Origin of the sequence: Streptomyces sp. DvalAA-43 (assembly GCF_900091725.1) — a bacterium.
GTDB classification, from domain to species: Bacteria; Actinomycetota; Actinomycetes; order Streptomycetales; family Streptomycetaceae; genus Streptomyces; species Streptomyces pulveraceus.
The window spans coordinates 1-25,189 of sequence record NZ_FMBW01000059.1 but is presented as its reverse complement, the minus strand read 5'-3'; the positions used below and the strand labels follow the sequence as shown (position 1 = coordinate 25,189).

Below are 25,189 nucleotides of genomic sequence, written 5' to 3'. Positions count from 1 at the left end.
CGCGGGCGTGACAGGATTGGCCGCCGTTGTCGTGGGTTGCTGCGGGCCCGTGGTTCCCCTCTGCGTCCGACGTCGGTCACCGAGCAGCGGTGCGTCGCTCTGGAGCCGGGCCGTCGACGGGAGCGACGGAAGCGGTGTGCCGATACCGCCCCGGGCACGAGCCTGCGAGCCGGCCCTGTCGGACTGCGGCGTCTGCGGAGACCGGACTCCCGGAGGCCGGGATTCCGTGGACTGGGATCCCGTGGACCGGGCCTCAGGTACCGAAGGCCGGCGTACCGAAGCCTGGTCCGCTGACGGCCGGCGCCCTGATGGCCGGCGCACCGACGGCTGCGGTGTCTCCCGTGATGGTGTGGTCGTCACCGCAGGGTTCGTCGCATCGGATGCCTGGCGCTGGATCACGGGCATGACCGCCGGCTGAGGCCCTTCCGGAGCGGACGGGACGACCTCGCTCCCCGTTGCCGGGACGGAAGGCACGGCTCCGGCGGGCAGTTCACTCAAGGGCCGGCCCAGGGCAGGTCGCACCGCTGGAGCGCCGGGTCGGTTGGTGGCGCGGTCCGCCGGTGGTGTGGTGCCCGGCGGGATGGCGGGGGCAGCCTCGCCGGAACCGTCCGGCCGCACGGGTGCAGCCTGCGGCGACGCGTCCCGCTGCACCGTCGTGGTGGCGGCGACGGTGGCGGCCGGTGCGGAGACCGTGGCCGGCAGGATCCCGTCGATGCGCCGCAGTGCCATCGCCGGGCGCCGGGCGATGATCAGGGGTGGGGCGGTCCGCCGCGGACGTACGGCGGCGGGCCGGGCCCGCTGGAGCGAGACCGGTTCTGGTGCGGTATCCGCCTGTTCCTGCGAGGCCGACGCGTAAGCCGGACCCGGGCCCGGAGCCGTAACCGACGCCGCGCTCCCCGAGGAAGCGGAACGGGAAGAAGCGGAACGCGAGGACGAAGAGCGGGACGAGGTCGTCGTCGTACCGCTCGACCGCTGGACGGTGGCAGAGCCCGGCCGCCCGCCGGTCCTGCCCCTTCCGGCCGCGTTGCCCGCCGTGGCCGCTGTCGGGCCCACCGCAGGTTCCGCTTCCTCCTCCGCCCCGGTCCGGGCGGCACGCAGCAGCAGCGGACCGCCGGGCGACTCGGAGCGCGCGCTGCCCGGACGGGTGACGCCATGGATGAGGCCCACCGGCGCGGACGGCAGTACGGCATGGCCGAGTTCGCTCCCGAACGCGAGGTTCTGCCACGAGGCGAGGCCGTCCCTGAACCGCAGGCCGTCGCTCACCCCGATCGAGGAGCGGGCGACGGTCACCGCCGGGGGTGCGACCTGCCGCCAGCCACCGTCCCAGTCGCCACCCGGCCGATCGGCGCCGCTGTCGCCCCGATCGGCCTCCGGTTCCGGAGCGTGCCCGGTCCCGCCCTGCGGAGGCGTTCCGGGCCGCTGCCGGTCCCCTCGGCGGAACCAGTCTCCGAACCCCACACGATCACCCGCCTTCGTTGACGCGGGTGTTGATCCGCGCTATCTCCCGCACCCACTCCTGACGCTCGGCGTGGGTGAGGTCGAGAATGTCCTCTCGCTGCCAATGGAAGTGGTAGGCGACGTACGCGATCTCCTCCCGCAACCGGGGAAGCGCGTACGTCACGATTCCCCCAGGCGCCCACCCGAGAGGTCCACCTCGAACGCCCCGTGGCACAGCGGGCAGGTCACCGCGGCGTGCGTGTGGCCCTCGCTGTTGATCCGGCGGTAGAAGTCCTGGAGGAACGCCACGTCCGTGGCGTACATCCGCTCGACGACCCCGGCGTGCACATCGGTGATGGTGCCGAGCTGGGTGATCACCTGGCTCAGCAGCACCACACTCAGGTACGCCGGGTTCTCCTTCACCCGCAGGTCGATCTGCGGGCGCAGCTCGTCCCGTGCCGTCGCGAGCCGCATCGAGCCGCGCCGGTGGACCTGGCCCGCGTCGTCGACGTAACCGCGCGGGAGCTCGAACTCGAACTCCGTGCGCAGGTCCGGCTGGTCACGGTCGCGGGCCGGGGGCGGCGCGGGGGCGGGCTCCTGTGCGGCGGGCGGGGTGGCTGCGAGGGTGTCGAGGACTTCGTCGAGCCCGCCCGACGTAACGGTCCTGCGCCTCATTCGACCACGATCTCCTCGAAGGTGATGGTGACCGACTCGGTGGCGGCGCTGGACTCGCCGGCCTTCAGCGAGGGCCCCTCCCACTTGCTGGCCCAGCCCTGCATCAGCTGGATGCGCCGGACCGTCTCACCCTTCGAGTCCTTGATCTCGATGGTCAGGTTCTGGCGCGCGGTGTCGACGGCCCCGTTGTTGAGCGTCTCCTTGATCCATTTGGTGAACTCACTGCTCTTGTCGAGTCCGCGGGTGATCGTCACCTCGCCCGCCTGACGTGCGCCGGGCTGTTTGCGGATGATCTGCTTGCCCTCGGCCGTCACTTGACGGACCTCGACAACTTCCTCCTCGACGGTCAGGCCGCTGATCTCTTGGATCGACTCGACGAGATAGCCGCCGAGCTGCACGCCGAAGACGTGGGTGGAAAGAGCATCGCCCTCTGCCATGACTCTGTGTCACCTGTTCTGTTTGCGGACCCTGCTGGGTCACTCGTTGACGAGGCTGGTGCTGTCGGAGAACTGCGCGAGACGGAAGACCACGAACTCCGCGGGCTTCACCGGGGCCACGCCGATCTCGCAGACGACCTGGCCGAGGTCGATCGACTCCTGCGGATTGTTGTCGCGGTCGCACTTCACGTAGAACGCCTCCTCGGCCGTGCGGCCGAAGAGGGCGCCCCGGCGCCACTCCTCGGTGAGGAAGGCGGTGACGTTGCGCCGGATGCTCGACCACAGGCGGTCGTCGTTCGGCTCGAACACCACCCACTGGGTGCCCAGGAGGATCGACTCCTCCAGGTAGTTGAAGAGGCGGCGTACGTTGAGGTAGCGCCAGGCCGGGTCGGACGAGAGGGTACGGGCGCCCCAGATCCGGATGCCACGCCCGGGGAAGGCGCGTACGCAGTTGACACCGATCGGGTTGAGCAGGTCCTGCTCGCCCTTGCTGAGGCGGATCTCCAGGTCCAGCGCACCGCGGATGACCTCGTTGGCGGGGGCCTTGTGGACGCCGCGCTCGCCGTCGCTGCGCGCCCAGACGCCGGCGACGTGACCGCTCGGCGGCACCAGGGAGTTCTGGCCGGTCGCCGGGTCGAAGACCTTGAGCCACGGGTAGTACACGGTGGCGTAGCGCGAGTCGTAACCGGCGTCGTCGTTGCGCCAGGTACGGACGCGCTGGGCGTTCATGCCCGGCGGGGTGTCCAGGACGGCGACCCGGTCGCCCATCTGCTCGCAGTGCGAAATCACCGCCAGCTGGACGGCCTTGACGCCGTCGGCGTCGATGTCCCCGCGCTGGTAGGCGCTCATCAGGTCCGGGACGGCGACCATGGTGATCTCGTCGATCGCCTCAAGACCCGCGAACCCGGTACGGGCGGCGGCGTCGCCGACGTACTCGGCCGGGTCGAGCCGGGCGACCCCGGCTCCGGGGGCGGCCGCGCCCGACGCGAGCGGGAGGGTCTGGTTCTCGGGGCGGGTCGGGGTCGCGCCGGGCTGCTCGATGACCTGGATCAGTTTGGACTGGCGGGTCTGGGCGACCAGGTAACCCTTGACGTTCTTGCGGGTGGAGACGTCGTAGGTCTCCACCACCTTGCCGGCCTGCCGCACCAGCAGCCGGAACCGATCCTCCGGCGGGTTCTCACCCTCGGCGTCGGCGACCTCCACGGAGAGGTCCCCGCTCGTACCGGGCCGTGCGGAGACCAGGAAACCGCCGATGGCTGCGGGCGGTGCCGCTTCGGCGGCGGAGCCCTGACCCGAGTCCTGCGCGGGGCCACCGATCCGCACGATGTAGGCCGCGCCGCCACCGTTGGCGAAGTAGCCGTAGACCGCGGGCGTCAGGTACGTGTCGGCGGTGAAGGTGCCGAAGGTCTGGACGTACTGGTCCCAGTTGGTCACCAGCGTCGGCTGGTGGAAGGGACCGGTCTCCGCGAAACCGACGAAGGCTGCGACCGCGGTGCCGACTCCCTCGATGGGCCGCGCTCCGGACTGCACCTCCTCCACGTATACACCGGGGGTGAGGTACGACGGCATGCTCGCTCCTTCGCGTGGTCATTCGTTCGCCGTCGAGTCTTCCTCGGCGGCTCCGGCGGACAGTAGGTCTCAAAGTCCTGGACACGGGGCAAGGGTGCTGCCTTCCCGGGCACCCGTGGGACGGGAATCCCTTCCCCTTGCGGACCCGGTCGCGGCGGCCGCCGCATCTCCCGTTCCCGCTCGTGTGACAGCAAGGTGTACTTCGGATTTCCGGAAGACGTCCTCCGGCTGGGGAACAGACAAGAACCAGCCAGAATTCGCGGGCCCCGGTCATCCACTCGGGACCCGGCGACCGAATCCGATCCTTGACCAGGCCAAGTGTCCTTCCGGAGGGCTCCGAGAGGGCTGTGGCCGGAAACTTCTCAGCAAGTGCGTACATCGCGGAACCCGGACGGCCCGCATGGCCTCTAATGTGCACAGGAGAAGGAAACTGCCAAAGATCGGCAAGCCGGGTTTCCCTCGGTCGGGATTTCTGCTGTTCTCGTCCCTCATGGGGGAAGCAGGAGGCCGGGCGCCTTGTTCCTATGGTGCGAGATCGCTCAGCACACCGCTGACATTGAGCACCTGATGGCATTCGGAGGCCTGGGTTCCGGTCGCCGGCGTGCCAGGTTTGGCGCAGGTCACGGACGCGGTGACCGTGTCGTTCTCCTGGATCTCGATGGGGGTGACCCAGTGGTAGTCCTGGTTGCGGAAGGTTTCCAGAGCGATGGTGGTGATCTTCCGTTTCCCGAAGGAGATGGTCAGCACTCCCTCGTCGCCCTGGAAGTTCGCCACCACGATGTCCGTGATTCCGAACACCTTCCCCTGGGGAACCCGGTAGATCCCCTTCTTCTGGGCCCCGGAACCGGTCTGCACATCGATCGTCGCCGAGCTCTGCTCGGTACCGCCCGTTCCGCCGCCCGAGCCCGAACCGGAACCTCCCGAGCCGGAGCCTCCGGACCCGTTCGGCTTGCCCTGCCCCTTGCCGTCTCCCTGACCACCTGGGTCTCCCGTGCCGCCCCCTGTTGCCGAACCCTGTCGGTCACCGGGAGGCGTCTTCTCCTGCGCGGCCTCGTGCGCCGCCTGCTTCGCGGTGCTCCGTACCGCGGGCCGGACCAGCGCGAACCACGCGAGCAGCAGCGCCAGCAGCGCGGCCAGGACGATCAGCAACCACCTGGGCAGCACCGGCAGTTGGGCGAACTCACCGGGCAGCGTCTCGGACCGCCCGGCCTGCTCGACGTCGGTGTCCCGTTCGGCGCCCTCGGTGGCCTCGGCCTCGAACGGCCAGGTGACCGGTTTGCCGAACCAGATGAGCTTCCGGGCCCGGATCCGCAACCCCACCTCGGCGGACTCGCCGGGTTCCAGGCGCCGTTGGCCCGGGGTGAAGGCCAAACGGAGTTCCTCACCCGCCTGTTTGCCGGCGAAGGAGACATCGACCGCGGTGTTCCCCCGGTTCTGCACCGAGGTACGGAACCGGGCGCCCAGCCAGCCGGAACGCCGTCGCGGGTCGAGCTCGGCCCGGAGCTCATGAAAGGGCGCGACGACCACCGTGGCCTCGGGAACCGCCACCGACTCGGGGTGCTCCGTGGGCAGAACACGGACACCCAGAGGTATCTCACCAGCCCGGACCTCGTGGGACCGGGGCGGCGCCAGCCGTACGGTCACCACCTCGGAGGTGCCCGGGTAGAGGGACACCCGCGCCGGCTCGACGGTGCTCCAAGCGGCGCAGTCGCCGACCACTTCGAGGGTGTACGCCTCGACGATGTCGCCGTCATTGCGCACGGTCAGTGTCGTCGTCGCTTCGGCGCCGGGCGACACCGTCACCGTAGGCGTTTCGAGTTCGGCAGATGTGGTCACGATGCGACGTTAGGCCACCCCCGTGGCTCCGCAGCAGAGACGCGAGGGCAACGAACGGGCAGGGGTGGTGCCCTGAGGGCACAACACCACGATGTCCCGGCGACCCTCCCCCGGGCCCGTTCACCCTGCCGGAGACCGGCGCCGGCGAGTGCGGCAACAGGCGTATCGGACGAAAGCATCTGAGGAAGACAGGCACGCAATCGAATGACAACAGCAGAAACGATGAACAGGGCGGCTGACCGCGGCCAGTACCGCCGGCCCGCCGCATCGGAGCGCTCCGCCGGGGGCAGCGCCAAGGAGGCCCCCAAGGGCAGGGTCTCCGTCGCTGTGTACGCGGAGGACCTGATCCTGCGGACCGGGGTGGTCCACCAGATACGCCCCCGGCCCGAGATAGAGCTGATGGACGAGGCCGAGGCGGACCGGGCCCAGGTCTCGTTAGTCGTGGTGGACATGGTGGACGAGCGCACCATCCAGCTCCTGCAGCGTCTCCAGCGCAACACCTCGACCCGCACCGGACTCGTCGTCGGATTCTTTGAATCGGGCGCGCTCCAGACCATGATCGAGTGCGGGGTCGCCGCCGTGCTGAGGCGCGGGGAGGCCGACCAGGACAGCCTCGTCCACCTGGTCACGGCGATGGCGAACGGCGAAGGGGTCCTGCCGGGCGACCTGCTCGGAAAGCTCCTCGACCACGTCAGCAGCCTCCAGCGCACGGTCCTCGATCCCCGGGGGCTCTCGCTCTCCACCCTCACGACCCGGGAGGCGGAAATGATCAGGCTGGTGTCGGAGGGCTACGGCACCGCGGAGATCGCGCAGAAGACCTCGTACTCCGAACGCACCGTCAAGAACGTCCTGCACGAGGTGGTGACCCGGCTGGAACTGCGCAATCGGGCCCACGCCGTCGGCTACACCATGCGGCACGGACTCATCTGAGTCCCGCCTCGGGCCCCCGCGCGGACGGCCGTTCGGACGTGACGGCGAGGGGGCCCGTCGGTGTTCCTGGCCGGAGCGGCCGGGCGGGGTGGCCGGGTGGGCGCCGCAAAGGGCAACGGCCGCTTCCCCCGGTCCGGGTACTACGGACCTGTCGCTGCCCCTTCGCAGGCATGATGCTTGTCCTGGAGAGTCATCCAACAGGACTGTGAGGTGGGCCGTGACCGGCACTGCTGGCCCTGCCCGGCATACCAGGCTGGGCCGACTGGTGGGCGCTGTGATGCTGTTGGCCCCGCTGCTGGTGGCGGGCTCCGCTTCCGCCCCTCAGGGTGCGCCACGGCTGGCCGCGGCCGCGGACGAGGCCCCGGTCGACGCCGGGCGCATCACCTACGCCGGGACCGAGCACCGCAGCATCGGCAGGGTGACCAGTACGACCAACTCCGACCCGCTGTTCGGGGACGGGCCGGCCCACTACGACCAGGACCCTTTCGTACGCGGCGATGTGATGGTCTTCACCAGCCTGCGCGACAGCGTCCGCCCGCAGGTGTACGTGCGCGAGGCGGACGGAGCGGTACGCAAGCTCACCAGCGACCGGGACGCCGCGCACCCGGAACTCTCCCCCGACGGACGGACCGTGGCGTTCGACTCCGCGGAACGTGACGCGGACGGCACGGTCCAGCGCGAGCTGTGGATCGTCGGCGTGGACGGCACCGGTCTGCGGCGGCTGACCGACACCCCCAACAACGAGACCTCCCCGACCTTCTCCCCGGACGGCACCCACCTCGCGTACTCCTGCGACTCCGGTTACGAGGGCGCCGGGCTCATCTACGAGCGGCGGGTGGACGGCGGCTCGGCGGTGGTGGTCAGCGAGAACCAGGGCGCTGAGGGCGGCAGCGCGACCGAGCCGGCGTGGAACCCGGTGGACGACGACGCCCACCGCGCCCAGGTCGCGTACACCCTCACCAGGGAGACCGACGATCCGAGACTGTGGGTGACCGAGGGCCGCCCCGGCACCAACCGCCAGCTGCTGGGCGGCGGACAGGCGACCTGGCGCACCCGCTCGGCCGCGTGGCTGCCGGACGGAGAGAGCCTGCTCTTCCTCGGCCGCGACTGCACCTGCCAGTACGAACGTGTCTACCGGGCAACCGCCTTCGCCACGGCCGCGCCGACCACCGAGCTGGACGAGAGCCGCAAGCTCGAATCGCCCACCTGGACCGGCCCACTGGACACCGGGACCGTCATCGTCTCGCGGCAGACGTCGCGCAGGCCGAACAACGACAACGAGGACAAGACGGTTGTCGCGACGCTCCAGGACGTCCGGCAGGACGGCTCGGACCCGCGCGACCTCGGGATCCCCGTCCTGTGGGAGGACCCGGACGCCACCGGCAACGCGGACCTGCTGTTCAACCCGGGGAAGGACTACGACCCGTGGACCGAGCGGCAGAGCTACACCCCGGACGGCCGGCGCATCGTCGTGACCCGCTTCGAGGGCGAGAAGGGCTCGCGCTCCGAACGGATCTGGCTGGCCGACGCCGACGGCGGCAACGCGGCCGCGATGCGGCTCGCCGGACACAACCCCGGTGACTGGGACACCGACCCGGCGTTCTCCCCCGACGGCACCAAGCTGGCGTTCACCAGGACCTCGCCCGGCGGGGTCGGCGAGAACGCGGGGCAGAGCAGCGTCCTCGTCGCGGACGTCGCGACGGGCGCGATCATCGGCAAGGTCGTGCCGCCGGCCGGGCAGCTGACGGGGCAGGACGCACAGCCCGCCTGGTCGCCCGACGGCACCACCCTCGCCTTCACCCGCAACCATGTGATCCGGGGCCTGGGCGGCATCAAGCACATCTGGACCGCGCCGGTGAACGCGCTCGACCAACAGCGCGACCTCAGCGCCACGATCTGCCCCGGTGAGTGCAAGAAGATCGACGACAGTCCCGCCTTCTCCCCCGACGGCACCAGCATCGCCTTCAACCGCAAGGACGGCGGCAACGACCAGAACAGCGGCCGCGGCGGCATCCTGATCACCTCGCTCAGCGGCGACGAGTGCCGGGTGGCACTCCCGGCCGTCCAGGGCGGCAACCCCGACGCCTGCCGCCAGGAACTGCCGGACACCCCGCCGAACGGCCCCTTCCAGCCCCGTGACGTGGCCTGGTCACCGGATGGCGGGCGGCTGGTGCTGAGCTCGCGCCGTCAGGCCGAATCCGCCTCCCAGGAGCAGCTGTCCATGCTGGACCTCGCCTCCGGCACCCTGACGCCGTTCGGCGAGCGGCTGGCCGGGCGGCAGAAGGAGCCCGCCTTCCAGCAGTCGGTCGACCTGTCCCTGACCGCACCGCCCACCGGGCCCGAGGTGAAGGTCGGTGACTCCGTATCGGTGACGGTCACCGTCACCGACAAGGGTCCCGCGCCCTCGCCCGGCACCACGTTGACCGTCGACGCCCCGCCCGGCGCGCGCCTGGAGGAGCTCACCACCCCGACCGGGTCCTGTGCCGCCGATTCGCCCCAGTGCGACCTGGGTGTGCTCCGGCCGGGGACCAGCGTGGAGGTCACCGCCCGGTTCACCGGGGTGACGGCCGGGGACCAGCAGATCGGCTGGTCGGTCGACGGAGCCGTGGTGGACCCGAACCCCACGGACAACGCCGGCGGCACGACCGTCCCGGTCAAGGACGCGCCTCCCACACCGACGCCCACCCCGTCTCCTTCGACCTCGCGGCCCAGGCCCCCGGCCCCCGAGCCGCCCGCGCCGAAGGCCGGACCGGGCGTCACGGTGCGCGCACAGCCCAGTCCCGGCTACGTCGGCGGCCGGGTGGTGGTGACGTACACCGTGCGCAACGGCCGGAACGCGCTCGCCACCGGTCTGCGGCTGAAGCTCGGACTGCCCGCGCGGATCCCGGCGGGTCCGCTTCCGGCGGGCTGCGCCGCCGGGGCGTGCGCACTGCCCGACCTGGCACCCGGCGCCTCCACGGTCGTCCGGGTCGTGCTCAAGCCGGACCGGGCGCTGACGACGAGCATCACCGGAAGGCTGACCACCACCGGCACGGACGCCAACCCCCGTGACAACGTGTCCAGGAAGCCGCTGCGCATCCTCCAGCCCCGCATCGTCGCGGTGCCCGCCGTCGGCAAGCCGGGGTTCGTCACCTCCGTGCGGGGCAAGGACTTCCCGCCCGGAGCACCGGTGAAGCTGAGCTGGAAGCCCGGGATCACGGCGGCCGCGCCGCCCGCCTTCCCGCGCCGGGACCGCACGTTCATCGCGCAGTTGCTGATCCTGGCGAAGGACCAGACGGGGCCGCGCACGATCACGGCCCGTGGGCCGGGGTTCAGCCCGGTCACCACGTCCTTCCTGGTGGTCGGCGGGACCATCGTCCCGCCGGACGAGGTGGGGCGCCGATGATCCACGAAGTGGACGAGGGGCTGCGGCTGTTGCTGGTCGACGCCGGCCTCCAGGAGAGTGGTGTGGACCTGGTCTTCGACGCACCGACGAAGGACTGGTCCGCCCGGCGCAACGCCCCCACGATCAGCGTCTTCCTCCACCGGATCCGCGAGGACGCGACCCGCCGCCGTACCGGCGCGGCCGAGGAGCACGACGACCAGGGCCTGGTCATCGGCTGGCGGACCCCGCCGCGCTGGTTCGAGCTGACCTATCTGGTGACGGCCTGGACCAATCGTCCGCAGGACGAACACCGGCTGCTCGCCGAGGTGTTGCGCTGTCTCGTACGGTCGGACGTGCTGCCCGCCCGCATGCACACGGGCAGCCTCGCCGAGCTGGGGCTGGCCGTGGAGATCGAGGCGGCGGGTCCGGGTACCGACGGGCCGTCCGCCTCGGATGTGTGGTCCGCGCTCGGCGGTGAGCTCAAGGCCGCGATCGATCTGCGGGTGTGGGCTCCGCTGGCCGGTGAGCGGACGGCCGCCGGTCCGCCGGTCACCGAGGGTCTGGTGGTGAGGAGCGCGTCGGCACGGGACGGCGAGGGTGCGGAACCGGGACGCCGGCTCCGCTACGACGGGGCGTCCGACCCCGGCGCACAGGGCTTCGCGGCGGAACGGGAACGGCAGTTGCCACCCGGCCGGCGCAGGCGCGGAGGCGCGGCTCGATGACCACGGCACAGGGCACCCGTGTCCTCGGTGAACCGGTCGACGCCCCGACGGCGGACATCGACGACCTCTGGGAGCAGCTGATCCACGTGGAGCGGCGGGTGCGGAGCGCCGTGGCGGTCCGGCGGGCCGCCGATCCGCATCCGGACGATCCGTACCGGGGGCAGTACCTCACCCCCGAGGCGGCGGAGCGGATCGTGGAGTCCCGCGACGCGTTCGCGCCCGTACCGGCGTACGGCTCCGGGCCTTCGCCGCAGTCCCCGCCCGGGAGCCGGATCCGGCGGCTCGCCGAGGACTTCGGCCTGGTGCCGCTGGACGTCGACCTCCTGCTGGTCGCGATGGCCCCGGACATCGACCACCGGTTCGAGCGGCTCTACGGCTATCTCAACGACGACCTGACTCGGCGCAGGCCCACCATCGGTCTGGCGCTCGACCTCTGCGGACTGCCCGCCGCGAGCACCGGGCGCTTCCGCTTCTCGCCGTCCGCCCCGCTGGTCGCGGGCGGGCTGCTGGAGGTCCTGGAGACCGAACGCCCGCTGCTCTCACGGGTGTTGCGCGTACCGGACCGGATCACCGCCCATCTGCTCGGTGACGACGAGATCGACGGCAGACTGCGCGGTCTCGTCCGGGCGGTCGGACCCGGTGCGGAGCCGGACACCGGCCCGGAGGTCGCGCGCGTCGCGGCGGCGCTGGGCACGGGCAGCGGCCTGGTGCATCTGCTCGACCGGGGAGGCGATCCCGGCAGGCTGGCGGTCGAGGCGCTGCTCGCCGCCGGACGCCGTCCGCTGGTGGTCGACATCGCGGCCCTGGCCGCCCTACCCGAACCGGCGGAGGCCGTACGCACCCTGGCGGCCGAGGCCCGGCTGAGCGGCGGCGGGGTCGTCCTCGGGCCGCTGGAGGCGCTCGCGCCCGAGCGGCCCGAGCGCGCCCGGCTGCTCGGCGGCCTCTGCGCGGCGGTCGCCGGTGCTCCGCTGGCCGCGTACGGGAAGAAGAACTGGGATCCGCTGTGGACCGGGGAGAGCCCGGTGCCGATCCAGGTCCTGTCCCCCGGTCCCGGGGGCGTGGCGCGGACGTGGCGGCGGGCGCTCGCCGAGGCCGCCGCGGCGGTCGGGGTGTCCGCCGGGAGCCCGTCGGCCGACGAGGAACTGATCGAGGCCACCGCCTCCTACCGGCTCGACTCCGAACAGGTGCGCAAGGCGTCCGTCGTCGCCTCCCGGCTGGCCGTCCTGGCGGAGCGTTCGGTGGACGTGCACGACCTGCGTACGGCGGTCCGGGCGCAGAACGGCGCGGGGCTCGAACGGCTCGCCCGCCGCATCGAGCCGGCGGTCGGCTGGGACGATCTCGTGCTGCCCGCCGCGACCCGTCGGGAGTTGTCCGAACTGGCCCTGCGCGCCCGCCACCGTGAGCAGGTGCTCGGGCAGTGGCGGATGCGGCCGGGGGGCGGCCGGGGGCGCGGGATCATCGCGTTGTTCGCGGGTGAGTCCGGCACCGGCAAGACCATGTCCGCCGAGGTGGTGGCGTCGGAGCTGGGCATGGAGCTCTACGTCGTGGATCTGTCCACCGTGGTCGACAAGTACATCGGTGAGACCGAGAAGAACCTCGAAAGGATCTTCGTCGAGGCGTCCGACGTCAATGGCATCCTGCTGTTCGACGAGGCGGACGCCATCTTCGGGAAACGCTCCCAGGTGAAGGACGCGCACGACCGTCACGCCAATGTGGAGTCGGCCTATCTGCTCCAGCGGATGGAGTCCTTCGACGGGATCGCGGTGCTCACCACCAATCTGCGGGGCAATCTCGACGAGGCGTTCACCCGGCGTCTCGATGTGATCGCGGAGTTCCCCATGCCGGACGCCCAGCAGCGGCTGGCCCTGTGGGACCGCTGTCTGGGGGCCGCGGTCCCCCGCGAAGCCGGGCTCGACCTGGAGTTCTGCGCGCGACGCTTCGAGCTGGCGGGAGGGTCGATCCGCGCCTGCGCGGTGACCGCCGCCTATCTGGCGGCGGAGTCGGGGAGACCGCTCGGCATGGAGCAGATCGTCTCGGCGGTGCTCCAGGAGTACCGCAAGCTCGGCCGGCTGGTCCGGGAGAGCGAGTTCGGCTCCTGGCTGGACCGTGCGCAGGGGCCGCGGGACAGCTTTTAGGCGGAGGGGCCGCGGCGAGAAGGGGTGCCGGGGATCGTCAGCGTCCCGGGGCCGACGTTCCGGGTGCCCGGCGTACCGGATGCTTGCTGAGGATGGAGACCCGGTTGAAGGCGTTGATCGTGATCGCCACCCATATCACCGCGGAGATCTCGTCGTCGCCGAACACCTCGCGGGCCGCGTCGTAGGCGGTCTCCTGTGCGGCCGCGTCGGCGGGATCGGTGGTCGCCTCCGCCAGGGCGAGCGCCGCGCGTTCCCGGGGCGTGAACACCTCCGTGTCCCGCCAGGCCGCCAGTACCCCGAGGCGCTGCGTGGACTCACCGGCACGGAGCGCCGCCCGGGTGTGCACGTCGAGGCAGTAGGCGCAGCCGTTGAGCTGCGAGACCCGGAGGTTGATCAGCTCCACCAGCACCCGGTCCAGGCCCGCGTCGGCGGCGGTCGCGCGGACGGCCTCGGAGGTCTGGATCAGGGCGTGGTACGGCTTCGGGGACTGCTTGTCGACAAAGACCCGTCGCCCCCGCGGGGTTGTCGTCGTGTCGCTCACTCCGGTCTCCTTCTGACGGTGCCGGCCCGCTTGGCGTTGCCGTGCACTTCGGACGGTGGTGCCCTAGGATCCAAGCATGATAGTTGAATATCCAACAAGAATTGCGTCGGAGGGTGTCGAGCAGTGAGCAACGCCGAGACGGAACCGGGCGAGGTCCGCCGCGCGGCCCCGGTGGACGACGGGCAGGGCAACGGGACGGCACGGGTGGAGGTGCTCTCCGCGCGCGACGTCCCGCTGGGCGGCCCCCGGGCGATGACCGTGCGGCGCACCCTGCCGCAGCGGAGCCGCACCCTGATCGGCGCCTGGTGCTTCGCCGACCACTACGGCCCCGACGATGTCGCCGAGACGGGCGGCATGGATGTCGCGCCCCACCCCCACACCGGGCTGCAGACCGTGTCCTGGCTCTTCAGCGGGGAGATCGAGCACCGCGACAGCCTGGGCAGCCACGCGTTCGTGCGCCCCGGCGAGCTCAACCTCATGACCGGCGGGCACGGCATCAGCCATACGGAGGTCTCGACCCCGGGGACCACGATCCTGCACGGCGCCCAGCTGTGGGTGGCTCTCCCCGAGGAACACCGGCACACGGAGCGCGCCTTCCAGCACTACGTCCCCGCCCCCGTCCACCTGGACGGGGGTGAGGCCAGGGTCTTCCTGGGTACGCTCGCCGGCGACACGTCCCCGGTACGGACCTTCAGCCCCCTGCTCGGCGCCGAGCTCCTCCTCGCCCCGCACACGAGCGTCACCCTCGCCGTGGACACCGCCTTCGAGCACGGCGTCCTCGTCGACCAGGGCACCATCCGTCTGGGCGACACCCCCGTACTCCGGGCGGAGCTGGGATATGTCGGCCCCGGCCCCGACACCCTGACACTCACCAGCACCTCCGACGACATGGCACGGCTGCTGCTGCTCGGCGGCACGCCGTTCGAGGAGGAGATCGTCATGTGGTGGAACTTCATCGGCCGCAGCCACGAGGACATCGCCAGGGCGCGCGAGGACTGGGAGCGCGCCTCCGAACGCTTCGGCACCGTCCTCGGATACGCCGGCGACCGCCTCCCGGCACCCGCCTTGCCGAACGCCGTCATCCAGCCGCGCGGGAACCCGTCGCGCCCCTGAACCGCCCGCCCCCACAACCCGTAGAAGGATTCGGAACACCATGACTCAGAACGCCGCCGCTCCCGTCGTGGAGCGCATCGACGCACGGCACCGCTACGTGATCCGGGTGGACGGCGCGACCGCGGGCTTCACCGTCTACCGCGACCTGGACGGACAGCGGGTCTTCTACCACACGGAGGTCGACGACGCCTACGCCGGACAGGGCCTGGCCTCGATCCTCGTGACGGAAGCTCTCAACGACGTACGCGGCAGCGGCCGACGCATCGTTCCCGTCTGCCCCTACGTGGCCAAGTACCTCAAGAAGCACGACGAGTTCGCCGACATCACCGACCCCGTGACTCCCGAGATCCTCCAGTGGCTCAAGGACGGACGGCCGTAGGCGGCCGGAAGGACGCACCCGACGCGGGCCCGGACCGGTTCGGCGACGACACCCGCACCGAGCACCTCCCCGAACCGGTCCGCGACGCCCAGGGGGCTCGCCGTCGGCTTGCCCGCACCATATTGCTTCACGTTACACACAGATGCATAATGCCGTTATGGATGGGCCGGTCATGGACACCGGGACCCCGGCCGAACGCCAGATCATCGCCGTGGAGCGGATGGCCCGCCACGTGCGTCAGCTCTTCTCGACGCTTTGGAGAGAACCGCGCATGAGTACACAGCACGGACAGGCCGCCAGCCCTTTCAAACAGCCCAAGGCCGTCTGGGCCGTGGCGTTCGCCTGTGTGATCTCGTTCATGGGCATCGGCCTGGTCGACCCGATCCTCCCCGCCCTGGCCGAGAACCTGCACGCCTCCCCCAGCCAGGTCTCCCTGCTCTTCAGCAGCTACCTGATCGTGACCGCGGTCGCCATGCTGGTCGTCGGCTGGATATCCAGCCACCTCGGCGCCAAGCGCACTCTCGTCATCGGCCTGGCGGTCATCGTGGTCTTCGCCGCCCTCGCCGGCACCGCCGGCTCCGTCAACGGCATCGTCGGCTTCCGCGCCGGCTGGGGCCTGGGCAACGCGATGTTCATCGCCACCTCCCTCGCCGTCATCGTCGCCTCCGCGAGCGGCGGATTCGGCGGCGCGATCATCCTCTACGAGGCCGCGCTCGGTCTCGGGATAGCCGTCGGACCGCTGCTGGGCGGCGAGTTGGGCGGCATCAGCTGGCGCGGCCCGTTCTTCGGCGTCGCCGTGCTGATGGCCATCGCCCTGGTCGCGACGCTCGCCTTCGTGCCCTCGCTGCCCAAGCCCCCGCGCCCCACCTCGCCGATCGCACCGCTCAGGGCCCTGCGCCACCGCGGGCTGCTGACCATGGGCATCATGGCCCTGCTGTACAACTGGGGCTTCTTCACCATGCTCGGCTACGCCCCGTACCCCATGAAGCTGAGCGCGCACGAACTCGGCCTGGTCTTCACCGCCTGGGGCCTGCTGGTGGCCGCCTTCAGCGTCTTCTTCGCCCCGCGCCTCCAGGCCCGGTACGGCACCGCCCCCGTCCTGTACGCCAACCTGCTCGGTCTCGGCATCGTGATGGCCGTCATCGCGGCCGGTGTCGGCGACCCGACGGTCGTCATCGTGGCCGTCATCGTCAGCGGCGCCTTCATCGGCATCAACAACACGCTGACCACCCAGGCCGTCATGCTCGTCTCCCCCGTCGAGCGCCCCGTGGCCTCCTCGTCCTACGGATTCCTGCGGTTCATCGGCGGCGGTCTGGCCCCCTTCGTCGCGGGCAAGCTCGCCGACGCCACGGATCTGAGCGTCCCCTTCTACCTGGGCGCCGCCACCTTCCTCCTGGCCATCCCCGTCCTGGCCACCGGCCACGGCCTGCTGCGGAAGGCCGAGGAGCAGCCGGCCGGCAGCGAGCCCGCCACCCCGTCGCCCGCCCCCGTCGCCGCCACCGGGGCCGAGGCCGGGGGCAGCCTGGCAGAGCTGCGCGACACCCCGGCCTGAACCACTGCCGCCGCCGTCGAGCAGGGCCCTGACCTGGTGCGACGCCCACGCGTACCGACCGGCTGCCGTCCTGCTCCAGGTCGGCGGCTGGCTAGCATGTGCGGTATGCGTAAGCGGGCTGCTGTCGACCCACCGGTCTCCGATGTGCCACCGGAGGACCTGATGACCGCCGTGGAGCAGTTGGTCCGTTACGTGCGTCAGAGCGCCACCGCGGGCGGACTGGGTGCCACGGCCTCCTCCGCGCTGGGGCGTCTGGGCCGGGAGGGTCCCCAGCGGCTGACCGCTCTGGCCCGAGCCGAGGGCGCCTCCCAGCCGAGCATGACGCAGCTCGTGACCCGGATGGAACGCGCGGGACTGGTGCGGCGGATCGCCGATCGCCGCGACGGCAGGGTGGTGCTGGTGGAGGCCACCGACACCGGCCTGGAGGTCTTCCGGCAGCGGCGCACCGAGCGCGCCCGAGCCCTCCAGCACCTCGTCGACGAACTGACCGAACCGGAACAGCACGCGGTGCGGGTCGCCCTCCCGGCCCTGGCCCGAGCGATCCAGGACCGCCCGCCGAGCCCCTGAGCCCTCCTCCCGGCGGCCCTGCCGGGCCGGTCGCGGGAGCCGCCGGTCAGGTCGTGATGGGCTTGGTGCGGGAGCAGTTGGTGAAGTCCTTCCACGGACGCGTGCCGTCCGGCCCCGGTGCGCTCGCGTAGGTCGGGTTGCCGGTCAGGGACTGCCGGCGGTGCTCATGGGTGATGTCGATGCCGAAGAGCTTGAAGCCGAGGCTGAACTGCCCTGCGGAGAGCCCGAATCCGATGCCGAGCGAGGCGTTCCACCAGTCGGTGTTGACCTTGTAGTCCAGCCGCTGCAACTGCCCCTTGTCGTGCAGCAGGCGGCGGAACGCGGACGCGCCCTCCGTGAGCGGCTCGGCCATGGAGGAGGGTGACGGCATCGCCTCGTCGGCCGGGTTGCTGCCGCGCCCGCGCAGCCAGTCCTCGGCCGCTGCGCTGTCCTTCTCATCGGCGAGATCCAGCTCGGCGGCCTCGGTGTGCAGTTCCGACTCCGTCTCGCCGCCGCCCCCGCCCACGTCGATGGTCACCGGGCCCGCGTTGGCGCCCCCGCTGACGGAGACGCCTTCGTTGCCGCCGCTCTCCTGGCTCGTGGTGATCTTCATCTTCTGCGGATGGTGCGCCTCACCCGCCTTCTCCTCGCGGTCGTACGCCTCCGCGTCGTAGGTGACGGCCACCTGCTGCATCCGCGACCCGCTCGCCTGGCCGCCCGGACCGACGGAGCCGTTGAGCGAGAAGGTGTAGACGAAGGTGATCTTTCCCGAGTCCGGGCCGGTCTTGTGACGCATGACGACCACGTCCTTGCTGAGCGCCCCCGACACGCCCTCGGCGGAGACATTGCCGACACTCTTGGTCTCCGGCACGTCCTTGATGATGCTGTTGGACTGCGCGTTCTTGATGAGCTTGTCGAGGGCCTCGCCCTTGACCCCCGGATTGTTCTTCGTCACCTCGTCGGCGATGGTCTTCCGCAGAGCCGCGACCTCCTTGTCGTTCTTGGCGTACTTGCCGCCGAAGCTGACGCTGCCGGATGCCTCGGTGGTGGTCCTGGTGATGTCGACGTCCGGAGCGCGCTCCGGATCCACGTCGGGCTTGTCCTTGTCGGCGTGGTAGCTGCAGATCATGCCCAGTTCGGAGGCGCGCGGGCCGGTCTTGTTCCGGCACTTCTCCGCCTTCTTGAGGTATTCGGAGAACTTCTTCGCCTCTTCGAGGTTGGCCGCGAGGTCGGCATCGGGGTCATCCGTCTTGTGCGTGTTGAACATCCACTGGCCGCCGCTGCCGCTGCCGCGTATGTAACTGCCGCTGAGCGAGGCGCCGCCGCCCCACTTCTTCAGACCGGGGATGCTCGCGCCGATCGAGGCCGAGACACCACCGCCGGTGGTGCTCATCCGCTCCAGGGTGACCGAGCCGTCGGACCACTGGGAGAGTTTGACCTGCTCCGAATGGCTGATCTTGATGAAGAGGATCTGGACGACCACGGTGTCCTTCGTGTCGTCCACGGCCAGCAGACACCGTGCGGGCTGGAACGGGTCCTTCTCGTCCGGGTCGTCCGGTGCGGGCGACTGCGCGGGGATCAACCCCTCTCCGGGGTCGTCCGAATCCCCGTCCCCCGCGTCGGAGCCTGGCTGCTCCGGAGGGCCCTGCCCCTGTCCGGCAACGTTGTCAGAGGCGCAGGAACCGCCGCCTCCGGCGACCTGCATCAGCCGGCACAGGGCCGTTTCGAACCCCGTGTTCAGTCCGGCCGACACACTCACGGTCACGATCGCGCCGATCAGCAGCGTCACCGCGGTGATGAGGCCGAGATACTCGATCCCGGTCTGCCCACGGTCGGCCCTCTTTCCGCTACCGCCCCTTGCCCACACGTCTGTTACCCCCCGCGCCTCGCGCTCGGCCCCCGTCTGCCCCGGCAGCGTAGATGCGGAACTCGTAGTTCCGAGAGGGCCGACGGACCCAGACGCGGGCCCACCACTCCTGGGCCCGCCCGCTCGCGGACGACGGATCAATTGCCTTGGGGCGCGATCTTGGTCTGTGGCAGAGTGCTCCGTCGTGACAGAGAACGACACCATCCGGATAACCCCCCTCTCCGAGCGTCCATCGTTGGTTCCGCGCGTCTACGAGATCAACGATTCCTGGCCCGTGTTCACCCCCCATGACCCGGTCGCGGGCGCCTTGCTGGGCCGGGTTCCGGCGGAGTTCCCGCAGTACTGCGTGGTGGCGACGGACGGCGACCGGGTCGTCGCGCGCGGACTCGGTGTGCCGTTCGACGCCGGGACCGACGGACGCGAGGAGATGCCCGACCAGGGCTGGGACCGGGTGCTGGTGTGGGCGTTCCATGACCGCCAGTACGGGCACGCCCCGACAGCGGCCAGCGCGCTGGAGATCTCGCTGGACGTCGACTATCTCGGCCGGGGCCTGTCCTACCGCATGCTGGCCGCACTGCGGCAGGCCGCCGCCCGGCAGGGGCACGACGCCCTGTTGGCACCGGTGCGTCCGACGGCCAAGCATCTGGACCCACGCGTCCCCATGGCCGAATACCTCCGCCGGCGCCGGGAGGACGGCCTGCCGACCGACCCATGGGTACGGGTGCACGTCAGGGCGGGCGGCACCATCGAGAAGGTCGCTCCCGCCTCGATGACGGTCAGCGGTTCACTGGCCCAGTGGCGGCAGTGGACCGGCCTGCCGTTCGACCGCGACGGATACGTCGACGTGCCCGGCGCCCTGGCTCCGGTGCACTGCGACACCGTGCACGATCACGCCGTCTACGTCGAGCCCAACGTCTGGATCCGGCACGGCGTGGAGCCGCACACCGCTTGAGAACGCTGCCCGCTCAGGTGCCCCCGCTCAAGCGTGCTGCCCGCTACGACAGCGTGTCGGCCACGACCGACGCCGCCCGTGCGATGAGTGCGTTGTCGTACGCGTCGTCCTCCTTGTGCCGGTTCGTCAGGATCGCCACGACGATCGGGGCGGCGTCGGGGCGCCACACCACGGCGATGTCGTTGCGGGTGCCGTAGGTGCCGCCGGCTCCGGTCTTGTCGCCGATCACCCAGTTCTTGGGCATGCCGGCCCTGATCAGCTCGTCCCCGGTGGCGTTGGCCCGCAGCCACTTCGTCAGCTGTGCGCGTTCGTCCTTGCCGAGCACGTCCCCGAGGACGAACGCGCGCAGGTCGCCCGCGAGCGCCCGTGGTGTGCTGGTGTCGGCCATGGCTCCCGGCGACCACTGGTTGAGTTCCGGTTCCTGGTGTTCCATCCGGGTGACGTCGTCACCGATCCCGGCGAGCACGGCGTCCAGGCCCCGGGGGCCGCCCAGTCGGTCGAGGAGCAGATTGGCCGCGGTGTTGTCGCTGAAGCGGACGGCGGCGTCGCACAGGGCGCCCAGGTTCATCCCCGTCCCGACGTGCTTCTCGCTCACCGGGGAATTGCTGACCAGATCGTCCCGGGAGTACGTGACCACCTCGTCCAGCCCGTCCACGGAGTCCTTGCGCAGCACCGCACCGGCGGCGAATGCCTTGAACGTGGAGGCGAAGGCGAATCGCGCACGGTCGTTGTAGGCGACCTCGCGGCCGGTGCCGGTGTCGACGGCGTAGACGCCCAGCCGCGCGCCGAATGAGCGCTCAAGTTCCTTGAACTGTCCGTCGAACGGCTTCACGCCCTCGGTCGGCCCCGTCGACCCGCCGGATGCGGAGGACGCCACCGGCGAGGAGGGGGACGACGAGGGGCGGGGATCCGCTTCGCCGCACGCCGAAAGCGGTACGAGGGCGAGCGCGGCCAGCGCACCGAGAAGGGCGCGGCGGGCGGGGCTGTGCTGCTGCATGGTGTCCGGACCTCCAGGGCCCCGCGGACGGGGCACGTGCATAGGGGATGGGACGCAGGCCGCCGTGCCGGGGCCTGGGTCATGAGTGCCGGAACCACCTTCACCGTCCCCCTGCCATGCGGTCCAATACGCCCACGCGTGGTTTCATGCCGATCCGGCATGACGTTAGGGTTCGGGCTGTGGATCTGGTCGGAGCGTGTCGGGCATTCGTCAGCGTCAGCGAGCACGGTGGTTTCACCGTCGGGGCTGCCGCGGCCCGGATGTCCCAGCCGGTGGCGAGCCGTCGCGTCGCCGCCCTGGAGGAACATCTCGGTGAACCGCTCTTCGAGCGCATGTCGCGGCGTGCCATCCTCACGCCTTTCGGCCGGGACATGCTTCCGGCGGCCAGACAGCTCGTACAGGCGGCCGATGTGCTGCTGCACGAAGCGGAGGCCGCCAAGTGCAAGCCCTGGCGGCTCGCGGTGCCCGGCCTCTGCCCGACGGCCTCGCTCGCCCGCCTGATCGCGGAGGCACGGGAGCACGGCATCACGCTCGACCTCCGAATCGCCGGGCCCGCGCAGCGACGGGAGCTCATCCACTCACAGTTGGTGCGGGCGGCGCTGCTCGCGGTGCCCGGGGACGAGGCGACGTGGTCCGTGCCGCTCGGGCTCGCCGGTGCCCGGGATCCCGGCGCGAGGCGCATCTACATCGAGACGTTGCGGGTCGGCCGGGCGTCACCGGGTCCGGCCCGTCGTATCTGGATCCAGCCGGAGGACGACGTACCGCACATCCGTGACCCATTGACCCGGCTGCGGGACGCGGTCGGCCTGCGGCCCGCGCAGCTCACTGCCGCAACGGGTCTGACGGCTGCCGCGGCGGAAGTGCTGTGTACAGGAGATCTGCTGCTGTGCTCCCCCGCGCAGGCCGAGGAACTCGGGCTGCACTGGCGGCCCGTCGGCGAGATCACCCTGGGCCGGGGCTTCGCGCTGATCGCCTCCGCGGGCGGCAATCCCCAGCACATCGAGGCACGGCTGGGCGAGGCCATCGGCCGCTGCCTGGGCGCGGTCACCGGGGCGGGCAGTGCGGGAGTGACGGCGGCATGAGCACCGAGGCGCTCCTGAGCGACATGCGCCGGCAGCTGCACGAGGGCGGACTCCATGGCTGTCTGCTGGTGCGGGATCTCCAGACCGGCGACGAAGTGGGAATCGCCCCGGACACCCAGCTGCCTGCCGCGTCCCTGGTCAAGGTTCCGCTCGCGCTGGCGACGGCGGAGCGCATCCGGCGCGGCGAACTCGACGGAGCGACGATGCTCGACGTCCTCCCCGGGCGCACCGGAACCCCCGGTCCCACCGGGCTGAGCCGGTTCCGTCACCCCGCCCGGGTCGCGATCGACGACCTGCTCTATCTGAGCACCTGTCTGAGCGATGGCGTGGCCGCCGACGTACTGTTCGGTCTCACCCCGCCCGCCCAGGTCACCGGCATGCTCCATGAGTTCGGTCTCCGCGGCATCACCGTCCGGCACGGTCTCGACGAACTCACCGACACCCCTCTGGAACGCTTCGACGCCTCCCAGGCCCATCTCGCCCTGGCCCTCGCCATCGACGCCGGTACCAGCGGTCGCGGACATCGGGTTCCCCAGCTCGACACCACCCGTGCCAGCAGCGGCAGCGCACGCGCCTACGTCGAGCTCCTTGAGGCCCTGTGGACGCCGTCGGCGATCCACCCCGACGTGGCGGAGCACGTACGTGGCCTGATGGCTCACAACCTCATCCGGCACCGGCTCGCCCCCGACTTCAGCTCCGACGCCACCACGTGGTCCTCCAAGACCGGCACCCTGCTCAATCTCCGCCACGAGATCGGTGTCGTCGAGCACTCCGACGGCCAGGCCTTCGCCATCGCCGTCCTGACCGAATCACGCGTCCCGGCCAGTGTTCAGCCAGGTGCCGACGCCCTCATGGCACAGGTGGCCCGCACCCTGCGTGATCACCTCCGGCAGCTCTAGGAGGCGGACGCGGCTGCGGGGGACGCCACTGCCGACGGCTCGATCCGCTTCGGCGAGTGCGGTGCGTCAGGCGTGGAAGCCGTTGCAGACGATGGATGTGTACTTCGTGGGCCCGCCTTCGACGTGGTACAGCACCACGGTCCAGTCGCCCCTGTCGTCCCCCACCGGGAGCGCGTCGAAGGTGCGTTCGCCGAAGTGGGCACGGAAGTCCTCGGGGTACTTGAACGTGAGGGTGCCGCCGGTGGACCAACGGGAGTAGAGGTCGACGGGCTTGCTGGTGAAGCCGATGCCCTTGCTGACGGACCGAAGGGGCCGTCCGGTGGCACGGTCCGTCTCGTGCGGGGGCCGCACTCCCACGGATATGTGGTACGGCGCGGGTCTCTTCCCCTCACCGGCGTCCTTGGGGCGCAGTTGCAGCGAGGCTGTGTCGGAACCCGTGGTGTGGGAGACGGCGGACTGCAGCCCCGTCGGCGGTGAGGAGTCGGCGAGGCTGGACAGATCGCAGGAGCCCATGCCCTGGGCTGCCTGTTCCGGCTCGTCGGAGAGGGTCCAGCGGTCCTGCGAGACACGGTCGTTCACGATGTGGTCCGGCGGACGGGCGGCCGGGCCCTTGGTGGCGGGTCGCGACGCGTCCGACTGCGGCGCGTCCGGCCGCCCGGACGTGGTGGTCTCCGTCGTGGGGGCGCCGCCGGTGTCCTTCCGGTCGGACGGGCCGGATTCCGGGAGCAGCCAGACCGTCAGCGGCACCGCGAGCGCCACCGCGCAGACGGCGAGCCAGCCCCTGCCCCGCGACGACCGGCCGGGTCGGTGCCGCGGATCCGGTTGGTCGTCGGGTGCGGTGTCCGGTGGCCCCGTGGGTACGGCGTCCTCGACCCGCTCCGCCCTGTCGACGGCCTGGTCCCGGGGTGTCGGCCGGGTCCGGTCCTCGCTCTCCGGCGCCCGGACGGTCCCCGTCTCCGGCTCCAGGTGCGGGCCGGACGCCATGGGCGGCGTCTTCGCGGACCCGTACCCGGATTCGGGGACGGCTCCGGCGGCGCGTACCAGCATCCGGTAGTGGGCGTCCGACGCCAGTGGCGAGTCCACCGCGCACCGGGCGATCACGGCGCCCGGATCCGGCCGGTGCGCCGGGTCCTTGGCGACGCACTGACGGATGAGTTCGGCCAGCGCGGGCCGTACCCCTGCCAGGTCGATGTCCTCGTGCACGGTCCGGTAACTCACCGCCGCCGGTTCGCCCGTGCCGTACGGGGGCCGGCCCGTCGCCGTGTACGCGAGGGTCGCGCCCAGCGCGAAGACGTCGGCCGCCGGGCCCACCTCGTTGCGCAGGAGGACCTCGGGGGCCGTGTAGCCGGGCGTCCCCGACACCATTCCGTCCCGGGTGAGGATCGTCTGCTCAAGCCCTCGCGCGATCCCGAAGTCGATCAGTTGCGGGCCCTGCGGGGAAAGGATCACGTTGTGCGGCTTCAGGTCCCGGTGCGTGACGCCATGGGCATGGACCGCGGCCAGTCCCTCGGCGAGCGCGGCGAGCAGCCCGAGGGCGCTGTCCGGCGGGAAGGGGCCGCCCGCTCCGACGGCGCCGCGCAGCGTGGGCCCTGCCACGTACTCGGTGGCCAGCCAGTAGGGGGGCGCGTCGAGCGAGGCCTCGATCAACTGCGCGGTGTAGGCGCTGCGTACGGCCTCGACGGTCGCGGTCTCCCGCCGGAAGCGGGCCAGGGCCTCGGGGTGGTCGCTGATCTCGTCGCGGATGACCTTGACGGCCACCAGCCGTCCGCCGGGTGACCTGCCGAGATACACCTGCCCCATGCCGCCCGCGCCGAGGCGGGCGAGAAGGTGATAAGCGCCCATGCGCACGGGGTCCTGAGGTCTCAGTGCATCCACGGCACGACTGTGCCATATGCGCATACGGGGGGGGAGCAACGGTGCACAACTCGTGACCGGATCGATGGGCGTCAACGTGCGGGATACACAACGCCGTTGAGGGGGTGAGGACTTCCGCGCCGGGACGGGACCGGACGCCTCGCCGCCGTCCCCGTACTCGCGCCGAGAGGCCGGCCGCCCGGCCTCGGTCCTGTACTCATGAGCACGGGGTCCGTCGGGTTCGGATCCGCCCGTCGGACGGCCCGTGCGGTGGCGCTTGCGGACGCTCAAGCACATCCGTG

General features: G+C 71.2%; 20 protein-coding genes and 1 pseudogene. 12 read left to right on the top strand and 9 right to left on the bottom strand.

All coding sequences use genetic code 11. The annotated features are described in order from the left end of the window. Window positions 1-580 precede the first annotated feature (580 nt). The gene (locus GA0115234_RS24295) at window positions 581-856 is read left to right on the top strand and encodes a hypothetical protein (protein WP_141718464.1); all 276 of its coding nucleotides are present in this window, start codon (window positions 581-583) and stop codon (window positions 854-856) included. Window positions 857-1,462: 606 nt separating this feature from the next. Here GA0115234_RS24295 and GA0115234_RS42415 read toward each other — a convergent pair. The 5 genes from GA0115234_RS42415 to GA0115234_RS24275 all read right to left on the bottom strand — a co-directional run bounded on the left by GA0115234_RS42415 (window position 1,463) and on the right by GA0115234_RS24275 (window position 5,954). Then, a complete protein-coding gene (locus GA0115234_RS42415; RefSeq protein ID WP_176729256.1) occupies window positions 1,463-1,621 on the bottom strand; it encodes a DUF6760 family protein in 159 nt (52 codons plus the stop codon). Next, window positions 1,618-2,112, bottom strand: a complete 495-nt coding sequence (locus GA0115234_RS24290; protein ID WP_093545402.1) for a hypothetical protein — start codon at window positions 2,110-2,112, stop codon at window positions 1,618-1,620. Before GA0115234_RS24290 ends, GA0115234_RS42415 begins: the two co-directional genes overlap by 4 nt. Further along, a complete protein-coding gene (locus tag GA0115234_RS24285; RefSeq protein ID WP_072486912.1) occupies window positions 2,109-2,549 on the bottom strand; it encodes a phage tail protein in 441 nt (146 codons plus the stop codon). The genes GA0115234_RS24290 and GA0115234_RS24285 overlap by 4 nt, the downstream gene beginning before the upstream one ends. Before the next feature lie 39 nt (window positions 2,550-2,588). Next, window positions 2,589-4,118: a phage tail sheath family protein gene (locus GA0115234_RS24280; protein WP_093545399.1), complete on the bottom strand. Its 1,530-nt coding sequence runs from the start codon at window positions 4,116-4,118 to the stop codon at window positions 2,589-2,591. A gap of 522 nt (window positions 4,119-4,640) precedes the next feature. Next, window positions 4,641-5,954 carry a COG1470 family protein gene (locus tag GA0115234_RS24275; protein WP_093545396.1) on the bottom strand — a complete coding sequence of 438 codons (1,314 nt, stop codon included), beginning with the start codon at window positions 5,952-5,954 and terminating at the stop codon, window positions 4,641-4,643. Between the two features lie 204 nt (window positions 5,955-6,158). On the opposite strand from GA0115234_RS24275, the gene GA0115234_RS24270 reads away from it, so the two are divergent. From GA0115234_RS24270 to GA0115234_RS24255, 4 genes are all read left to right on the top strand, one after another. Further along, the gene (locus tag GA0115234_RS24270; RefSeq protein WP_093545393.1) at window positions 6,159-6,884 is read left to right on the top strand and encodes a helix-turn-helix transcriptional regulator; all 726 of its coding nucleotides are present in this window, start codon (window positions 6,159-6,161) and stop codon (window positions 6,882-6,884) included. A 217-nt stretch (window positions 6,885-7,101) separates the two neighbouring features. After that, window positions 7,102-10,269, top strand: a complete 3,168-nt coding sequence (locus GA0115234_RS24265) for a DUF11 domain-containing protein (protein ID WP_093545390.1) — start codon at window positions 7,102-7,104, stop codon at window positions 10,267-10,269. After that, window positions 10,266-10,970 (top strand): DUF4255 domain-containing protein, encoded by a 705-nt coding sequence (locus GA0115234_RS24260; RefSeq protein ID WP_093545387.1) that lies wholly within the window; start codon window positions 10,266-10,268, stop codon window positions 10,968-10,970. Before GA0115234_RS24265 ends, GA0115234_RS24260 begins: the two co-directional genes overlap by 4 nt. Then, window positions 10,967-13,105, top strand: a complete 2,139-nt coding sequence (locus GA0115234_RS24255; RefSeq protein WP_093545384.1) for an AAA family ATPase — start codon at window positions 10,967-10,969, stop codon at window positions 13,103-13,105. The genes GA0115234_RS24260 and GA0115234_RS24255 overlap by 4 nt, the downstream gene beginning before the upstream one ends. A 37-nt stretch (window positions 13,106-13,142) precedes the next feature. Here the strand turns inward: GA0115234_RS24255 and GA0115234_RS24250 are convergent, their stop codons facing one another. Continuing rightward, the gene (locus tag GA0115234_RS24250) at window positions 13,143-13,646 is read right to left on the bottom strand and encodes a carboxymuconolactone decarboxylase family protein (RefSeq protein WP_093545381.1); all 504 of its coding nucleotides are present in this window, start codon (window positions 13,644-13,646) and stop codon (window positions 13,143-13,145) included. A 123-nt stretch (window positions 13,647-13,769) separates the two neighbouring features. Between GA0115234_RS24250 and GA0115234_RS24245 the strand changes: the two genes are divergently transcribed. The 4 genes and pseudogenes from GA0115234_RS24245 (at window position 13,770) to GA0115234_RS24230 (ending at window position 17,257) form a co-directional block, all read left to right on the top strand. After that, on the top strand, window positions 13,770-14,759 hold the full coding sequence (locus GA0115234_RS24245; RefSeq protein WP_161275649.1) for a pirin family protein: 990 nt from the start codon (window positions 13,770-13,772) through the stop codon (window positions 14,757-14,759). A gap of 40 nt (window positions 14,760-14,799) precedes the next feature. After that, window positions 14,800-15,138, top strand: coding sequence for a GNAT family N-acetyltransferase (locus tag GA0115234_RS24240; RefSeq protein ID WP_093545378.1), 339 nt, complete (start codon window positions 14,800-14,802; stop codon window positions 15,136-15,138). Window positions 15,139-15,409: 271 nt separating this feature from the next. After that, window positions 15,410-16,645 (top strand): annotated as a pseudogene (locus GA0115234_RS24235) (MFS transporter); the annotation flags it as partial. 150 nt (window positions 16,646-16,795) lie between these two features. Further along, window positions 16,796-17,257, top strand: coding sequence for a MarR family winged helix-turn-helix transcriptional regulator (locus GA0115234_RS24230; protein ID WP_237541674.1), 462 nt, complete (start codon window positions 16,796-16,798; stop codon window positions 17,255-17,257). A 46-nt stretch (window positions 17,258-17,303) separates the two neighbouring features. Here GA0115234_RS24230 and GA0115234_RS24225 read toward each other — a convergent pair whose 3' ends face one another. Next, complete coding sequence (locus tag GA0115234_RS24225) at window positions 17,304-19,103, bottom strand: hypothetical protein (RefSeq protein ID WP_093545373.1); 1,800 nt, start codon at window positions 19,101-19,103, stop codon at window positions 17,304-17,306. 184 nt (window positions 19,104-19,287) lie between these two features. Here GA0115234_RS24225 and GA0115234_RS24220 point away from each other — a divergent pair, with 184 nt between their 5' ends. Then, window positions 19,288-20,055 (top strand): N-acetyltransferase, encoded by a 768-nt coding sequence (locus GA0115234_RS24220; protein WP_093545415.1) that lies wholly within the window; start codon window positions 19,288-19,290, stop codon window positions 20,053-20,055. A 43-nt stretch (window positions 20,056-20,098) separates the two neighbouring features. On the opposite strand, the gene bla is transcribed toward GA0115234_RS24220, so the two are convergent. Further along, window positions 20,099-21,052 (bottom strand): class A beta-lactamase, encoded by a 954-nt coding sequence (gene bla, locus GA0115234_RS24215; RefSeq protein WP_093545370.1) that lies wholly within the window; start codon window positions 21,050-21,052, stop codon window positions 20,099-20,101. A gap of 179 nt (window positions 21,053-21,231) precedes the next feature. Between bla and GA0115234_RS24210 the strand changes: the two genes are divergently transcribed. Both GA0115234_RS24210 and GA0115234_RS24205 read left to right on the top strand, forming a co-directional pair. Next, a complete protein-coding gene (locus GA0115234_RS24210; protein WP_256088793.1) occupies window positions 21,232-22,134 on the top strand; it encodes a LysR family transcriptional regulator in 903 nt (300 codons plus the stop codon). Further along, window positions 22,131-23,033: a serine hydrolase gene (locus GA0115234_RS24205; protein ID WP_093545363.1), complete on the top strand. Its 903-nt coding sequence runs from the start codon at window positions 22,131-22,133 to the stop codon at window positions 23,031-23,033. The genes GA0115234_RS24210 and GA0115234_RS24205 overlap by 4 nt, the downstream gene beginning before the upstream one ends. Before the next feature lie 66 nt (window positions 23,034-23,099). On the opposite strand, the gene GA0115234_RS24200 is transcribed toward GA0115234_RS24205, so the two are convergent. Further along, window positions 23,100-24,875, bottom strand: coding sequence for a serine/threonine-protein kinase (locus GA0115234_RS24200; RefSeq protein ID WP_237541673.1), 1,776 nt, complete (start codon window positions 24,873-24,875; stop codon window positions 23,100-23,102). Between the last annotated feature and the right edge of the window lie 314 nt (window positions 24,876-25,189).

Bases quoted from the DNA above. Each gene is read 5' to 3' on its own strand.
- GA0115234_RS24295 (WP_141718464.1), top strand. From the start codon at position 581: ATGGCGGGGGCAGCCTCGCCGGAACCGTCCGGCCGCACGGGTGCAGCC.
- GA0115234_RS24290 (WP_093545402.1), bottom strand. From the start codon at position 2,112: ATGAGGCGCAGGACCGTTACGTCGGGCGGGCTCGACGAAGTCCTCGAC.
- GA0115234_RS24285 (WP_072486912.1), bottom strand. From the start codon at position 2,549: ATGGCAGAGGGCGATGCTCTTTCCACCCACGTCTTCGGCGTGCAGCTC.
- GA0115234_RS24280 (WP_093545399.1), bottom strand. From the start codon at position 4,118: ATGCCGTCGTACCTCACCCCCGGTGTATACGTGGAGGAGGTGCAGTCC.
- GA0115234_RS24270 (WP_093545393.1), top strand. From the start codon at position 6,159: ATGACAACAGCAGAAACGATGAACAGGGCGGCTGACCGCGGCCAGTAC.
- GA0115234_RS24260 (WP_093545387.1), top strand. From the start codon at position 10,266: ATGATCCACGAAGTGGACGAGGGGCTGCGGCTGTTGCTGGTCGACGCC.
- GA0115234_RS24255 (WP_093545384.1), top strand. From the start codon at position 10,967: ATGACCACGGCACAGGGCACCCGTGTCCTCGGTGAACCGGTCGACGCC.
- GA0115234_RS24240 (WP_093545378.1), top strand. From the start codon at position 14,800: ATGACTCAGAACGCCGCCGCTCCCGTCGTGGAGCGCATCGACGCACGG.
- GA0115234_RS24230 (WP_237541674.1), top strand. From the start codon at position 16,796: ATGCGTAAGCGGGCTGCTGTCGACCCACCGGTCTCCGATGTGCCACCG.
- bla (WP_093545370.1), bottom strand. From the start codon at position 21,052: ATGCAGCAGCACAGCCCCGCCCGCCGCGCCCTTCTCGGTGCGCTGGCC.
- GA0115234_RS24205 (WP_093545363.1), top strand. From the start codon at position 22,131: ATGAGCACCGAGGCGCTCCTGAGCGACATGCGCCGGCAGCTGCACGAG.
- GA0115234_RS24200 (WP_237541673.1), bottom strand. From the start codon at position 24,875: ATGGGCGCTTATCACCTTCTCGCCCGCCTCGGCGCGGGCGGCATGGGG.